This is a genomic window from Vibrio sp. (assembly GCF_038138445.1).
GTDB lineage: Bacteria > Pseudomonadota > Gammaproteobacteria > Enterobacterales > Vibrionaceae > Vibrio.
Map to the genome: position 1 here is coordinate 1 of NZ_JAYQDQ010000092.1, position 15,505 is coordinate 15,505.

The window sequence follows — 15,505 nt, forward strand, 5'->3', positions numbered from 1 at the left end:
CCGTCCGCTCCGCCACTCTTCTTCTAAACCCCAGCAGCAATGCTGGGGTTTTCTTGTTTCTATGCCGTTCTGTCTTCCTTCAATGTCCTATTGTTATATCCTGACTAGAAACTTCTGATTATATTCCCTTTAAATAATACCTCTCGATTTATCGGTAAATGTGCTTATCAAACTAAATCAGTATTTTAGTCAAGTATAAAAAAGCCGGCTAAATAGCCGACTTGATTAGATTAAATGAGGGTGGTTACGCTTGTACTAATGTAAGCGCTTTTTTAGACACTTCACGTGCTGCTACTGTCATGTTTTGTTTCTCTAATGCATCAGCTAGGCAGGCATAATCTGCAAGGCTGGAGCGAATTGACAGCGCTTTCTCTAAGTGATTTTGGGCATCAGCCCAATCGCCTTTTCTTAAATGGAAGCGAGCTAATGCACTATGAGCAGAAGCGTTGCTATCGTCCTTTCTTAAAATACTCTCAAGAAAAGCAGTGATTGGGTGAGGATCCGCTAGGTTCATATCCGGCAATAGTTCATATAAGCTAGAGCTAGGGTATTTCTTCAAATGCTCTTTTATTACTGTAAAGGCATTCGTATCTGACTTGCGGGCCATGAGTTGTTTAGCAAAGCATTCGACAAGATGGGTATCCGTTTTTAACTTGCGCGGTAAGTTATTCCAGTATGTTGATACTCCATCACTACCTTGTTGCTCTGTAATTTGCTTCAATAAGCCGCATTGAGCTTGGCGATTGAGTAATGTACGTTCTTCTTTGGAGATTATTTTATTCTTTTCCAGAATAGGTAGACTATCAAGTAATGGCTGCCACATTTTTAGCTCTGTATGGATACTTTTAAGTAATGTAAGGGCAACTTGATTATTTGGTTGGTTGGATTTTAATTCAGACAAGGTATCGAACGCTGCAGTATAATCTTTTTCAGCGACCTGTTGCTTTGCACGCGTAAGAGCAACGGCTAGCTCAGAGTTGTCTTGTTGAGAAGCAAGCTCTAAGTATTGGTCTCGTTTTAGTTTGTCTCCCAAACCATGAGCGGCTTCAGATGCGACCAGATAACACAGCAAAGGCATGTCATGATGGTTCGCTTGGCGAGTGACCTGTTTCTCCGCTGATCTAAAGTCTCCTTCGAGAAGCTTGATAATGCCCTCATTGGTATGGCGTCGAGCTTTCCTTACTTTTCGCACCGAAAAATAGTTCCAAGTTAAAGAGCTCGCATAAAAAGCTTTTTTTACTATGAACTCTAAGCCAAATAAAATGGCCACCCCAAATAGCGATAACACTATCAAGGTTGTTGCGCTCATCTCTATGGTTTTATTTGCAACCGAGATCAGCACATAGCCTTGCTGGCCCGCATATTGGGTGCCTATGAATAGCCCCAAGCCTAAAACAACAAACAGAAATGCTAGCCTAAACATTATTTATCCTCCGTGATTAGTGTTGTTACATCTCGACGAAGGCGGTCTCGGATAACATCAGATAAAACTTGCTGTGCTTCAAGTTTAACTGGGTAATCTACATGAATATTTTGTTTACTTAGAAGAGTTAGAGCACGGTTAAACTCAGTAACTACATTTGATTCTTGGTTGAAATACGTGCTGGACCAAGTGTCAGCGGTGGTGAGCGCTGTTGAGTAGATGCTTTGTTGCCCAATGTAAACTGCTTTGATTGCAGTCTCGAGTTTGGCTTTGATATTTTCTCTCAGATATAAGTGCTGCTGTGGTGAGAGCAGTGGTATCGCACTACCATCTCGCGTGCGAAATGTAATGAAGTTTTGCGAGAAGTCCTTAAGCGACGTTAGTAAATTCGATTTCCAGTCATGGATGTCCGTTGAGACACTAGGCTGCTCATTTTCTTGAGTCTCAGGAAGAATGGCATTAGCCAGTGGCAAGTTATCTACCTGCTGCTGCAACGAAGTGAGCCTAAGCACAAGTCCATCTTTATCTATGATAGGAATAGACTTTAGTGCCATGATGTCATTTGCCATGGATTGACGTAGTGGGACCAAGCTAGGATCACTTAGCGTCGCGATCCGCTGGTCTGCACTTTCCATCAGTTCAGTCGCACTTATCGCGTCATGCTCGAGAAATAGCTTTCGACCAGCTAGCTTCACTAAGTAATCCGCTTCAGCGAGCAACCAATCGTTTGGGCGTCGGCCTTTTACATCAGACAAAGCCAGTTGCAAGCTATTAATGCTTCTTTGTTGCTGAGCAAGGCGGGTTTCTGTGCTTTGTGAGGCGTTTTCTAGTTTAGAGTTTGTTGCTTCTTGGTTGGAATTTAATTCCTGCTCTATGGATGCTTTCGCTTGTTGCAATTGAGCTTGTAGGGCGCTGATTTGTATTTGGTATTGATTGCTTTGTTTATAAGAGTGATAGGCAACACCACTTGGCAATACTAAGGACAGGGCTATCGCAATCAATCCAAGTTTTGTTGAATAACGAGCTGTTTCATTATGTCCGCGCTCTTTTTTGATTTCTTGATTAGGCGCTTGTGAGATATCTTTTATTGATTCATGCGCCTTATCTTGTGCTGTAATGTCTGCTTCAGATTCAATCGAGTTGTTTTTATTTTTACTTGTCATTACATATGTTCCTGTTCTATTTTGGCTTGAGTACAGCCAGTAAGTCCCTATTAGAAGCGCTGCCTGTAGTGATCACATCAAGAAAACCCAACAGCTGAGCCTCTTTTGCAATTCGTTGACTTGGAACGAAAAGCTGCAACGTAAACACCCAACTTTTTTGCGTTTGAGTCAGTTGTGATACAAAGTGATTAAGCTGGCCTGAACTGGTAATCACGATTTGCTTGATGCGATTGTTTTTCCAGCGAGCTATTTCAGTATCAGCATCGAAAGTGATGTCTTCTCTTCGGTAGATTTCGAGATAACTCACTTGCGCTCCTCGATCGAGTAATGTGCTATGAATTAACTCACGGCCTCCATTACCGCGCAGAATAACAACTTTCTTGTGTTCTACCTGCCTGAGTTGTTTAAGCTGAAGTAAATGCTCGCTATCTGCTACGTCAGGGTAGTGTACGTTTTGTTGACTATGTTTACTCAATGTATGTGCTGTTTTTTGACCAACCGCAATATAGGTTGCCTTGTATGGCCAGGCACCATCGAGTGCTTGTTGAGTGAAGGTGACGGCATTTGGGCTAATAGCTATGATTATATCGACATTGGTCAGCTCTTTCTTAGCGTAAGAGAAGTCCTTTCCAGATGTTATCTTTAGTAAAGGTAAATAGAAGGCGCTAATACCTGCAGTATTTAATTGTTGGCATAGCGCTTGGCCTTGTTCACCTGGGCGAGTAATCAGTACTGCCATCGGATTAGTCTTGTTTCTCGTACAGTCTAGTTAGTATGTCGCGAGCACCATTATCAAGTAGCTGATGGGCGAGCGTTATACCAAGTGTTTCTGCTTCATTCCGAGAACCTCGAATTTCACCTCGTACGATTTTAGAACCATCTGGTTCTCCTACTAAGGCTCTGAGCCATAGCTCATCTCCTTGCAAAACAGAGTAGCTACCGATTGGTACTTGGCAACCGCCTTCTAGTGTTAAGTTCATTGCACGCTCGCATATAACTTTGTCATAGGTGGCTTTGTGATTGAGCGGTTCAAGAAGTTTTATTAGGTGTTCATCGTCAAGACGACACTCGATTCCAATAGCTCCTTGACCTACCGCAGGTAAAGATTGCTCTGGTTCTATAAAGCTACGTATGCGTTGTTCCAAATTCAGGCGTTTCAGACCAGCGGCTGCAAGAATAATGGCGTCATATTCGTTGGCGTCGAGCTTGTTTAGTCGGGTGCCTACATTGCCTCGGAGTTCTTTGATCACTATATCAGGGCGATATTCTTTGAGTTGGCACTGCCTACGCAAACTACAGGTGCCGACAACCGCTCCTTGAGGGAGTTGATCGATATTATCGTACTGATTGGATACAAACGCATCTCTAGCATCGTCGCGTTCGCAAATTGTAACTAAGCCTAAACCTTGCGGAAAATCAACCGGTACGTCTTTCATTGAGTGAACGGCTAGGTCGGCACGACCTTCTAACATGGCCACTTCAAGTTCTTTGACAAATAGACCTTTCCCCCCAACTTTTGCTAGGGGAGTGTCTAAAATGACATCACCTTTGGTGACCATAGTGATGAGCTCAACCTTCAATCCTGGGTGCGCTGCTTGTAGCGCTTCTTTTACATAGTGTGCTTGCCATAGTGCAAGGGGGCTTTTCCGTGTAGCAATCCGAATTGGGGTTGATTGAATCATATTGGTTTATTTGGTTTGAACTATCGATGCTCTAATCCTACCACTCTATAGTAAAAAATCTTACTGCTAGATCTTGGCGTTGGTTGATTCATTTCTGCCTAGCATATAATATTCAAAATAGTGTGACTTTGATCTCATTTGTATATTGAGCTATTGTTACTAATGAGAGATACGTACCACACTATGACGCGAGCATATTGATTAACAAAACAATGTTAATGTGGTCATACCTTTCTTTACCAACGGCAATAAAAGTGTTAAATTGATCACGTTTTGTTAGTGCTTTCGAATACTTTGTCGTCAAGGCACCGTTAGGAATTTACAAGGATTTTACCTTGCAGGCTTACACAAAGACGCTTATCCAGAGATTAGACAATTTAAACCAGCAGCGTATTGAGCGCGCTCTCGCTCTTATGGGTATTCAAGGCCAGCATGTTTTTCATTTAATTCCAGCGCTCCTTCATTTCAATCATACTTCCATCCCCGGTTATTACGATGCAGATGTCCCATTTGGGGTATTTGGTCTCGAGTTTAATGCGGTTCAACAGCAATTTATCGAAGATACTGAACTCACCACTGGTCAATCATTGGAGACATGTGCTCGTCCCGCTATTTTGGCTTTGTATACCATGGGAAGCACTTCGTCTATCGGCCAAAGTACTTCCAGTGATTTGGATATCTGGGTTTGCGTTTCTCCAGAGATGAGCTGTGAAGATAGAGAGAGCTTATCTAATAAATGTCTATTAATCACAGAGTGGGCTCAGAACCAAGGTGTGGAGGCAAATTTCTTTGTGATGGATGAGAAGCGTTTTCGAACCAACCATTCAGAAGAAATGACGGGTGACAACTGTGGTTCCTCTCAACACCTTTTGCTACTTGATGAGTTTTATCGGTCAGCTGTTCGTTTGGCTGGACAAAGGTTACTCTGGCAAATTGTGCCTCCAGAAATGGAGGAATGTTATGATGAGTACGTCCAAGATTTATATCGACAAGGCATTATTGATTGCGCTCATTGGATTGATTTTGGACAGTTAAATCGAATTCCTGCAGAGGAATATTTTGGTTCAAATTTGTGGCAGTTATATAAGAGCATTGATTCGCCCTACAAGTCAGTATTAAAGGCTATTTTACTCGAGGCTTATTCTTGGGAGTATCCGAATACTCAGCTCCTTAGTATCGATACTAAACGTCGCTTTTTTGCTCATAAGCCTGATCTATATGGAATGGATGCTTATTATTTGATGCTGGAAAAGGTAACACGATACCTAGAGCGCATCGATGATCATGCCAGACTAGATCTCGTAAGGCGTTGCTTCTACCTTAAAACGCACGAAAAGCTTTCACGTGAACCAGGGGTGGGTTCGGTGGCTTGGCGTCGTGAATCGCTAAGCGACATGATTGATAAGTGGCAATGGGATGAAGCAGTGCTGTCGGAGCTTGACGATCGGCGCAACTGGAAAGTAGAACAGGTCAAAGTAGTACATCACGCCTTGCTTGATGCGCTGATGTTAAGTTATAGAAATTTAATACAATTTGCGCGTCGAAATGAGATTACCTCGGCGATAAGCCCACAAGATATCAGTATATTGGCTCGCAAGCTCTATGCCGCTTTTGAAGTTCTTCCTGGTAAAGTAACCTTGCTTAACCCTCAGATATCTCCTGATCTACATGAACCTGATTTGAGTTTTATTGAGGTGCAGCCGGGGCGAACAAACAAAGCAGGTTGGTATTTATACAAACAACCGCTAAAAGCAGAGAGAATCATAGGTCAGCCATTTTTGGAACACAATGAATACCTCAGTAAATTAGTTGCTTGGTCTTTCTTTAATGGCTTGATAACGGAATCGACTCGTCTGCACTCTGTAGTTCGAGATGCGCATCTTGATATTGATAAGTTTTACCAAATGGTTAGCGATCTTCGTAACACGTTTTCATTGCGCAAACGTAGGCCAACCATGCAAGCTTTGGCAAGCCCATGCGAAATTAGTCAGTTAGCTATGTTCATCAATTTTGAAGAAGACCCTACCAGTGAGCTTAGTGGGCGTTCACTAAAAGTTGATTTGAAAACTACCGATATCTTCAGCTTTACAGATCAGCAAATCAGCCTTGTTGGTAGTGTTGACCTAGTATATCGCAATTCATGGCATGAAGTCCGCACCCTGCATTTTAGAGGTGAAACGGCCATGCTGGATGCGCTGAAAACGATTTTGGGCAAGATGCACCAAGATGCTATTCCTCCTGAATCTGTGGATGTGTTCTGTTACAGCAAAAATTTGCGTGGGGTTATGCGCAATATGGTTTATCAGTTGCTGGCTGAATGTATAGATTTACGTCTAAAGCCGATTGAGCAGGAAAAACGTCGTCGTTTTAAAGCGTTGAAAATTGCTCAGCAAACCTACGGGCTGTTTTTTGAGCGTCGTGGGGTATCAGTTCAGGTTCTTGAGAATTCAGTAGATTTTTATCGAAGCATCTCAATTAGTAAGCTTAAAGGCTCTCCGTTATTAATGTTGGACAAAGAGCAGGAGTTCCAGCTCCCGCAAATTGTGGATTGTTACGCAAGTGAAGGCCTAATTCAGTTCTTCTTTGAAGATAGTGAACAGGGCTTTAACATTTACGTGTTAGATGAAGCGAATCGTGTCGAGGTTTACCATCAGTTCAGTGGTATGAAGGATGAGATGATTGCCAGCGTTAATAGTTTTTATACATCAATAAAAGACGACAACCAACTGCCTAACCAATTGATTAACTTTAATCTGCCTCAATACTATCAAATTGTTCACCCTACAGAAGGTGAGCCTTATATTGAACCTTATCGTAATGATGGTGCTAACTACTCTAAATCTGATAAAGCGGTGAATGCTTAACAGTCTGTTGGTCACCCCAATAGTTGTTCGAGGCGCCAACATAGCTTGAGCCATTATGCCCAATCTATTTCTTCGTTGCAGTGTTTCTCACATTCTTGCTTTACCATGCTGATTAGCTCTACCCCAGTCTTCGAACATGTCCATTGTGCATCGACCAAAGCGAAATGAAAGCCTCCGGATTTAGATGCTATCCATATTTCTTTCATTGGTTCTTGGCGGTTTATGATGATTTGGCTTCGGTCTTCGAATTCTAGAGTCATCACATTACCTGAGGTTTCATAGTCAATATCTGCACCTGAATCATCAATCATTTCTTCGATGATCTGCATTTGAATATCTACCAACTGATGAAATTCAGTATCGTTCATCTTGTTACCCTATTGCTTTTCTAGAATGTGGTGCGATTATAGGGGGCATTGAAAGATTAATCACGATACAAGGCATGAAAAAATCACTCGTTGCTTTATTTGTTTTAACCCTTCTTGGTTTGACCGCTTGTGGTCAGACTGGACCTCTATATATGCCTGAAGATGCGTCTCAAAATGAGCAGCCTTCACAACAATAACTATTTTTCACAAGGGATCGCATTTTGGATTACTTTAACTATCAGGATGATGGCCAGCTATGGGCCGAAGATGTACCTCTAACTCAGTTAGCAGAACAATATGGGACTCCTTTATACGTGTACTCACGTGCGACACTTGAACGCCACTGGAATGCGTTTGATAAATCGGTCGGGGAGCACCCTCACTTAGTTTGCTACGCTGTTAAAGCGAATTCTAATTTAGGTGTTCTGAATGCACTAGCGCGCCTGGGTTCTGGGTTTGATATTGTATCAGGTGGTGAATTAGAGCGTGTCATTGCCGCAGGTGGTGAACCTAGCAAGGTAGTATTTTCTGGTGTGGGTAAAACGGCACAAGAGATGGAACAAGCTTTAAAGCTTGGCATTAAATGTTTCAATGTTGAGTCTGAACCGGAGCTTGAAAGGTTAAACCAAGTTGCTGGCAAGTTGGGGCTGAAAGCGCCTATTTCTCTGCGTATCAATCCTGATGTGGATGCGAATACTCATCCATACATTTCAACTGGACTACGTGACAACAAGTTCGGGATAGCTTTTGATAAAGCTCCTGCTGTATATAAATTTGCTCAAGGCCTTGAGCATTTGGACATACAAGGGATTGATTGTCATATTGGTTCACAGCTCACCGACATCGAGCCTTTTATTGATGCGACCGACCGCCTGTTAGCTCTAATCGATGATCTTAAGACTCAGGGTGTAAATATCAAGCATCTGGATGTTGGTGGTGGCTTAGGGGTCATTTACCGTGACGAATTACCACCTCAGCCTTCAGATTATGCTAAGGCACTGTTAGGAAGATTAGAGAACCATCAAGACCTCGAACTTATATTTGAGCCAGGCCGTGCCATAGCGGCAAATGCAGGGGTTTTGCTGACTAAGATTGAATTTCTTAAACACACTGAGCATAAAAACTTTGCCATCATCGATGCCGCGATGAACGACTTGATGCGTCCTGCGTTATATCAAGCGTGGCAAGATATTGTACCTGTCGTGCCAAAAGAAGGAGCTGCTATCACCTATGACTTGGTTGGGCCTATTTGTGAAACAGGCGATTTTCTCGGTAAAGACAGATCATTAGTTATCGAAGAAAACGACTTGTTGGCTGTACGGTCTGCCGGGGCATACGGTTTTGTGATGTCTTCCAACTATAATACTCGAGCTCGCGCTGCTGAGGTTATGGTTGATGGTGATAGAGTACACTTAGTACGTCAGCGTGAAGAATTATCGAGCTTGTGGGCACTAGAGAACATTCTTGCGGAGTGATTTGATCATATGCATTTCCATTTTTCTAAAATGCATGGTTTGGGTAATGACTTTATGGTTGTCGATTGTATTACCCAAAACATTTTCTTTTCCCCTGATTTGATTCGCCGTTTGGCGGATCGTCATACCGGGGTGGGTTTTGATCAGCTTTTAGTTGTTGAAGCACCCTATGACCCAGAAACTGACTTTCACTATCGGATCTTTAATGCTGATGGGAGTGAAGTTGAACAATGTGGTAATGGTGCTCGATGCTTTGCCCGATTTGTACGAATGAAAGGCCTAACTAATAAGTTCAGCATTAGTGTCAGTACTAAAAAAGGGAAAATGATTCTCCATATTGAGGATGATGACCAAGTCACGGTGAACATGGGCGTGCCGGAGTTTGAACCAAGTAAAATCCCTTTTAAAGCCAAGCAGGTTGAGAAGACCTACATCTTACGCGCTGATGAACACACCTTGTTTTGTGGTGCGGTCAGTATGGGAAATCCGCATGTTGTGACAGTAGTGGATGATACCCAGACTGCTGATGTTGACACTCTTGGGCCTCTATTAGAGTCACATGAGCGTTTTCCAGAGCGAGTCAATGCAGGGTTTATGCAGATAGTGAGTCGCAATGAGGTTAACCTCAGAGTATTTGAGCGCGGTGCGGGAGAGACTCAAGCATGTGGTAGTGGTGCATGTGGCGCTGTGGCAGTGGGGGTGGTTCAATCCTTACTTGATGAAACAGTGAAAGTGAACTTACCGGGTGGTTCATTAAAAATTAGCTGGCAAGGTCCGGGTAAACCGCTGTTTATGACAGGTCCTGCCTGCCATGTGTTTGATGGTCAGCTAAGCTGTTAAAAGAATAATCTGATAAGGGAGTCAATGTGTCACAAGTTGAGCTGGAAGCACTAACAGCGGAGGTTGTTGCTGATTATCTGCGAGACCACCCTGAGTTTTTTACTGGTCGAGTCGACTTAATAGACAGGCTAGTCTTACCCCACAATGAAAGTGGTACTGTTTCTCTGGCTCATTTGCAAATGCAAAGGCAAAGGCAACGTATTGAAGAATTGGAAGAAGAAATTACGGCTTTGATGTCGTTGGCAAAAAGTAATGACCGTACCTTCCACGAGTTTATGGCACTTGAAGAACAGATTCTAAAGTGTGACTGCGTGAAGTCTGTTATTGAGGCTGTTGAAGATACAGCAAAGTTGATGGGATTAGTCGCTTACTTCCGTTTGTTAGACGTACCCTCAACACACTATTCTCTTAACAAAGCGGAATATCAAGGTTTCGCCACTAGCCATTTGAATGGTAAAAGTGCTTACTTAGGGCGGTTGCGTAGAGCTGATCGAACTAGGCTGCTCGGGGATGGCATACAGGCTCCTGAAATGGGTTCTTATGTTATTTTGCCCCTAAAGAAGCAGTCACTTCAGGGAATTCTCGCCTTCTCAAGTTGTGATGGCGGGCATTTCCAACCGAATATGGATACTTTGTTTCTGAGGCACCTAGCGCTTGTTTTGTCTCATTTGATTTACACCTTACCATGGAAAAATGAGGCCTATGAAGCCACCAACCATTCCTCTTCCTAGTGACTTACAAAATCCATTGAATCGTTTCTATGAATATTTGAGAAGTGAAAAAGGACTGAGCCTACACACCCAGCGTAACTACAAACAACAACTAGAGACTATGGCAGGGCATTTGGTCACGATGGGCTTAAAAGATTGGTCTCAGGTTGACTCTGCATGGGTTCGACAGCTTGCCAGCAAGGGTATGCGCGATGGAATGAAGGCGAGTAGCCTTGCAACACGATTATCATCATTGCGTAGTTTTTTTGATTTTTTAATCTTGCGCGGCCAACTCACTGCTAATCCAGCAAAAGGTGTCTCTGCGCCGCGTAAACAAAGAACCTTGCCAAAGAATCTTGATGTTGATGAAGTAAATCAGCTACTTGAAGTGAATGAAGATGATCCATTAGCCATTCGAGATCGCGCTTTGATGGAGCTAATGTATGGTTCAGGGCTGCGATTGGCGGAGACAGTGAGTATCGATGTTCGTCATCTAAGCTTATCTTCTGGTGAAATTCGTGTAGTCGGTAAAGGAGACAAGGAGCGTAAAGTCCCTTTTTCAGGTATGGCAAAAGAATGGGTAACAAAATGGCTTAAGGTTCGCGCTAGCATCGCTAATGCTGATGAGCCAGCCCTATTTGTGTCTAAGCTCGGGGGAAGAATTTCTCATCGTAGTGTACAAAAACGTTTAGCTGAATGGGGGCAAAAGCAGTCAGTGGCGAGTCATATCAGCCCACATAAGCTGCGCCACTCCTTTGCAACTCATATGCTAGAGTCAAGCCAGAACTTGAGAGCAGTTCAGGAGCTTTTAGGGCATGAGAATATTTCTACCACTCAAATATATACTCATCTCGACTTTCAGCATTTGGCTGATGTGTACGATAAAGCGCATCCCAGAGCGAAGAAAAAAGAGGAAAAATGATGAGGTTCTTTCGTCCATTATCCGCAATCGACGCTATGACTTTCGATTTGGATGATACCTTGTACGATAATCGCCCTGTCATCAGGCGTCTAGAAACTGAATTTGTCTCATGGTTACATAAACATCATCCTATATCAGCAACTCAACCTATGAGCTGGTGGCGACAGTTGAAAAAAGAGTTAGTTAGGCAAGATGCTTGGTTAGCCAATGATCTATCCTTGTGGCGCTATAAGCAGATTGAACTTGGTTTATACCGTTTAGGGTATGAAGAGCAGCAAGCTCAGCAGGCAGCAGACGAGGCTATGGAGCAAGTGCGTTACTTAAGGAGTGACTTTGAGGTGCCTCAGCAAACTCATCGAGTTCTGCAAGCCTTAGCCAAACAAATCCCTTTAGTGGCGATCACTAATGGTAATGTCGATGTTGAGCGTATTGGCTTGGCGGACTATTTCTCTTTGGTACTGAAGGCTGGGCGAGATGGGTGCGCAAAACCTCATCGACAAATGTTTGATAAAGCCACCGAGTATCTCCAGCTACCACCTGTTAAGATATTGCATGTTGGAGACCATCTGCTGAGTGATGTGAAGGGTGCTAAAGATTGCGGACTGCAAACCTGCTGGTTCAACGACCAATCTGCACAGCTTAGTAAGCATCCGTGTGCTCGGGTTTTACCCGATATCGAGGTGTCTAGCTTGATTGAGCTTGAGTCATTAGTTGGTAATATAAACACTGATTAGTTATCTTTCAAAGTTGTTGTGGCTACTGTTTTCCCTATTTGAAATGAACTGGGTAGATTAGAACTGATGACCGCTCTTATCTGCATGAAATACCTTGCTGTAGTGGTCAAGAAATAAGCGCAGCTTTTCGGCAGAGCCTTTATCACCGAGCGATTGAACAATTTCAGCTCCTACTTCTAGAGTGCATAAGTGGCCAAGTTCTTGATTACGGCGAAGTTGGTAGTTTGAAGCTGAACTTGTTTGCAGACTGACCTTTGGTAATTCTGCGAGCCATGGGCTTTTACGTAATATTTTTTTTGCTTCCTGCCATGTGCTGTCAATGATGATAAAAAGTGGCTTGTTACCTTGCTCCTCGCTAAGTTTTATGGCCCCGCTTACCAATAGGCTTTCTTGTGCTGGGAAAAGTAAAAAGGCTTGGTAGCTAGGGTCTGATATTAAAGACATGAGCTTAGAGCATGGCTTGTTTCTTTGCCAAATATGCCGACTCGTTGCCTGAATGGATTGAAGTAGCCAGCGCCCTGTATTAGTCTCTCGCGATTGCTCATTTTCATGCATCAGAATTGCAATGTGTGCACTAGTTTCAATTGATGGCAAGTGCTCACATACGCAATTGTATTTTAGTCGACATAGGTTACAAGCAGTAGACATGTTACAGTCTGATCCCTCCTTGATGAGGCGTTAGACCATCAGCAAAAAGCTGTATTGGGCTTATCTCTTGATAGTTAGCAACAGGCGCATTACTTGGGTTAAGCGGATATTGGCTCCCATCAAACTTTAATGTGTGCTGATTGGGAATGGCTCCGCCGCCACTAACAAACATCACGAGATCTCGCCAGTTATGATGACTGTTAGTGCCTAAGTTTAATGGCGTTTGCACTAACGTGATGCGGCTATTGAACTGCCACTCTCTATTACTGTTACTAAAAATCAACATGGTACAGCCACCTGAACCACACCAATCTAATTGGACTAACAGCTCTTCCTGCCCATCATTATTCAAATCATACGTAAGCCAGCGATAACGTGTGTCGGCAGCGTCCTGATTGGTCTTGGTAAAGTAAGAACGTAATGCGTGGTCCACTTTAGGATTGAACTCAGCACTTGAAAATATTTTGTTGCTGTCTGATACAGTAGGTTTTTCTGAGTCTATGTTTGCTGATTTGTAGAGGTTTAAGCCTCCGTCAGCAATATCGTATACCACAGTTCCCACTTTTTCTTGTGTTGCTTTTAGTTGGCCGGATTCAAATTGAGTGTAGATGCGCTCAGAGCGTAACACCTGACCTTGTAAATGAGTACTGACCACTTGGATTTGTTGGTTGTTTAGCTGCTGCCAAAACCCTTTTTCTACCGTGTCTTCACCGCCATTTTGGTAGCTGTATGTGGTGCTAGCAGTATGGTCTGGATTTAATGTCAGGCTAACACTAAAGGCCGAGTTTTTGGTCGATTTGGCCTGATAAATCGCTGCCCAGTTTAATGAGGGATCTTGATTGGAAAGTGTGGCACACCCTCGATAGTTTTTATCACTAAGACTGAGTGATGCGCTCCAGCCATATAGGCTGTCACTCATGGTATCTGTACAGCTTTGTTGGTTGAGCTCTAGGTGTCCATTGCTGAACGTGTATCGGCGACGTTCTTGTTGAAGCTTGCTTGATTGTAAATCGAATTCTTGTTTTGGATAGCCCATTTGATTAAAAAGTAGTGAGCTTTGCTTAAATTCTACTGACCAAAAGGGTTCATTACCGAAGGCTTTTGTTGGCTGAGCGGGTTGATTACAGCGTTTGGGGTTTTCTGCCGTCAAAAGGTTGATCTGTTCAACAACGAAGCGAGCAGAATAGTTGCCATCAATGCCTTTTTTATCTGCTGTCTCCAAGTGACCTATCATTTCTCCATATAAGGGTGCGTATGGGGAGGGGGCTAGCTTTTGTCCTTGTTGAAATCTGTCTTCTGGCATATCTAGCCAGTACTGCTGTTTACTGCCACAGGGTACAATTGAGCGGACCTCATTACCTAAAACGACCTCTCCTCGGATGACAAATGACTGAGGCTGAATGGATGAAGGGTTACTGAGTGTAGCAAGTGGAGCGCTGGCTTGGTTAGACTGGAAACTTGAACAGGCCTGAAGTAGTAAAACAGCTGTGGCCACCACTGGGTTTTTTAACGCCTTCATGGTATATCTTCCTCGTAATAAATCATTCGGACCCCATTATGGCATATTGGTTATTCAAAACTGAACCAGACACTTTCTCTATTGACACACTTCGTACACAAGTTACCTCCTGCTGGGAAGGTGTTCGAAATTATCAAGCTCGCAATATGCTTAGAGACGAGGTGAAAGTTGGTGATCTGGTATTGATTTATCATTCGTCTTGCAAACACGTTGGTATAGCTGGTATTGCTAAAGTTATAAGAGAATCCTACCCGGATCATTTCGCCTTTGACCCAGTGAGTGACTATTTTGATGCTAAGTCTTCAGCCGACAACCCTCGCTGGTTTATGGTGGATATTGAGTTTGTGAGAAAAACGCAGCGCGTGATCCCTTTATCTGTGATGAAAGCAATGCCAGAGCTTGAAAACATGCCGTTAGTGAAACGCGGCAGCCGCCTGTCAGTCATGCCGGTCAGTGAAGATGAATGGCAGGCGATACTCGAAAAAGAAGCAGGAGCTTCGTTGTAGTTAAAGGTTTGCTTTAGAAAAGATGGGTATGCAGGTAATGGGCAACCGCATCATTAGCGTTGCTGCCTATCACTTCGTTATCTGGAAGAGCGTTTTTTACTTTGTCATGCGCCGTTTCCATTACAAGCCCTTTACCTGCCATTGTCAGCATTTCTACATCATTCATGCCATCGCCAAATGCAATGCAGTTTTCAAGTGTTAAGCCAAGAGATGTGGCGATAACGTTAAGAGCTTCCCCTTTAGAAACTTCAGCTGCCATTACTTCAAGACACCATGGCGTTGAAAAGGCAACATTGAGTTTTCCTGCAAATTTATCATTTAACAAGTTTTCAAATTGAACTAAATGTTCATGATCTTTATTCGGATGAGTAAAGAAAATTTTAGCGATCCCTGCCGTTGGCGCAGCATGAGAGTCAAACATTTCAACATTAAAATCAGACTCACTATGAAAGACTGCGGTCATTTCATCTTTACGGTTTAATAACCAAGTTTCGTCTTGATAAATGTTAATAAAAATATCAGGGTCTTGACGCACTAAATCTATTACAGGTTGGACCAAATCTGACGGTATGTTATTACTGTACATGAGGTTGTCGTCTTTATCATGAACTCGAGCACCGTTAGACGTGATCATGTAAGCTGGTATCCCTA

At 43.1% G+C, this 15,505-nt stretch carries 15 protein-coding genes and 1 pseudogene; 8 read left to right on the forward strand and 8 right to left on the reverse strand.

What is annotated here, in order from left to right; genetic code table 11:
* Positions 1-244: 244 nt before the first annotated feature.
* Genes AAFM34_RS17620 through hemC form a run of 4 tightly spaced genes read right to left on the reverse strand, consistent with a single transcriptional unit; the run spans position 245 to position 4,268 of the window.
* Positions 245-1,423 (reverse strand): heme biosynthesis HemY N-terminal domain-containing protein, encoded by a 1,179-nt coding sequence (locus tag AAFM34_RS17620; protein WP_341665069.1) that lies wholly within the window; start codon positions 1,421-1,423, stop codon positions 245-247.
* The gene (locus AAFM34_RS17625) at positions 1,423-2,586 is read right to left on the reverse strand and encodes a uroporphyrinogen-III C-methyltransferase (RefSeq protein WP_341665071.1); all 1,164 of its coding nucleotides are present in this window, start codon (positions 2,584-2,586) and stop codon (positions 1,423-1,425) included. The genes AAFM34_RS17620 and AAFM34_RS17625 overlap by 1 nt, the downstream gene beginning before the upstream one ends.
* A 16-nt stretch (positions 2,587-2,602) precedes the next feature.
* On the reverse strand, positions 2,603-3,325 hold the full coding sequence (locus AAFM34_RS17630; RefSeq protein ID WP_341665073.1) for a uroporphyrinogen-III synthase: 723 nt from the start codon (positions 3,323-3,325) through the stop codon (positions 2,603-2,605).
* A gap of 4 nt (positions 3,326-3,329) precedes the next feature.
* Positions 3,330-4,268: a hydroxymethylbilane synthase gene (gene hemC / locus AAFM34_RS17635; protein WP_341665075.1), complete on the reverse strand. Its 939-nt coding sequence runs from the start codon at positions 4,266-4,268 to the stop codon at positions 3,330-3,332.
* A gap of 335 nt (positions 4,269-4,603) precedes the next feature.
* Between hemC and AAFM34_RS17640 the strand changes: the two genes are divergently transcribed.
* Positions 4,604-7,132, forward strand: coding sequence for a class I adenylate cyclase (locus AAFM34_RS17640; protein ID WP_341665077.1), 2,529 nt, complete (start codon positions 4,604-4,606; stop codon positions 7,130-7,132).
* 53 nt (positions 7,133-7,185) lie between these two features.
* Here AAFM34_RS17640 and cyaY read toward each other — a convergent pair whose 3' ends face one another.
* Positions 7,186-7,500 (reverse strand): iron donor protein CyaY, encoded by a 315-nt coding sequence (cyaY, locus tag AAFM34_RS17645; RefSeq protein ID WP_341665079.1) that lies wholly within the window; start codon positions 7,498-7,500, stop codon positions 7,186-7,188.
* Here cyaY and AAFM34_RS17650 point away from each other — a divergent pair.
* The 6 genes and pseudogenes from AAFM34_RS17650 to yigB all read left to right on the forward strand — a co-directional run bounded on the left by AAFM34_RS17650 (position 7,480) and on the right by yigB (position 12,181).
* Positions 7,480-7,697, forward strand: a pseudogene (locus AAFM34_RS17650) (lipoprotein). The gene cyaY and the pseudogene AAFM34_RS17650 sit on opposite strands and share 21 nt — an antisense overlap.
* Before the next feature lie 24 nt (positions 7,698-7,721).
* Positions 7,722-8,975, forward strand: a complete 1,254-nt coding sequence (gene lysA / locus AAFM34_RS17655; RefSeq protein ID WP_341665081.1) for a diaminopimelate decarboxylase — start codon at positions 7,722-7,724, stop codon at positions 8,973-8,975.
* Between the two features lie 9 nt (positions 8,976-8,984).
* A complete protein-coding gene (gene dapF / locus AAFM34_RS17660) occupies positions 8,985-9,815 on the forward strand; it encodes a diaminopimelate epimerase (RefSeq protein WP_341665083.1) in 831 nt (276 codons plus the stop codon).
* A gap of 26 nt (positions 9,816-9,841) precedes the next feature.
* Positions 9,842-10,546, forward strand: a complete 705-nt coding sequence (locus AAFM34_RS17665) for a DUF484 family protein (RefSeq protein WP_341665085.1) — start codon at positions 9,842-9,844, stop codon at positions 10,544-10,546.
* Positions 10,518-11,447 carry a tyrosine recombinase XerC gene (gene xerC / locus AAFM34_RS17670; RefSeq protein ID WP_341665087.1) on the forward strand — a complete coding sequence of 310 codons (930 nt, stop codon included), beginning with the start codon at positions 10,518-10,520 and terminating at the stop codon, positions 11,445-11,447. The genes AAFM34_RS17665 and xerC overlap by 29 nt, the downstream gene beginning before the upstream one ends.
* Positions 11,447-12,181 carry a 5-amino-6-(5-phospho-D-ribitylamino)uracil phosphatase YigB gene (gene yigB, locus AAFM34_RS17675; protein WP_341665097.1) on the forward strand — a complete coding sequence of 245 codons (735 nt, stop codon included), beginning with the start codon at positions 11,447-11,449 and terminating at the stop codon, positions 12,179-12,181. The genes xerC and yigB overlap by 1 nt, the downstream gene beginning before the upstream one ends.
* Before the next feature lie 57 nt (positions 12,182-12,238).
* Here yigB and AAFM34_RS17680 read toward each other — a convergent pair whose 3' ends face one another.
* Complete coding sequence (locus AAFM34_RS17680) at positions 12,239-12,829, reverse strand: DTW domain-containing protein (protein ID WP_341665089.1); 591 nt, start codon at positions 12,827-12,829, stop codon at positions 12,239-12,241.
* 1 nt (position 12,830) lies between these two features.
* Positions 12,831-14,348: a hypothetical protein gene (locus AAFM34_RS17685; protein ID WP_341665091.1), complete on the reverse strand. Its 1,518-nt coding sequence runs from the start codon at positions 14,346-14,348 to the stop codon at positions 12,831-12,833.
* A gap of 38 nt (positions 14,349-14,386) precedes the next feature.
* Between AAFM34_RS17685 and AAFM34_RS17690 the strand changes: the two genes are divergently transcribed.
* Positions 14,387-14,854 (forward strand): EVE domain-containing protein, encoded by a 468-nt coding sequence (locus AAFM34_RS17690; RefSeq protein WP_341665093.1) that lies wholly within the window; start codon positions 14,387-14,389, stop codon positions 14,852-14,854.
* Positions 14,855-14,867: 13 nt separating this feature from the next.
* On the opposite strand, the gene AAFM34_RS17695 is transcribed toward AAFM34_RS17690, so the two are convergent.
* Positions 14,868-15,505, reverse strand: a 638-nt coding sequence (locus AAFM34_RS17695; RefSeq protein ID WP_341665095.1) for an HAD-IIB family hydrolase, incomplete at its 5' end; no start/stop codon positions are given.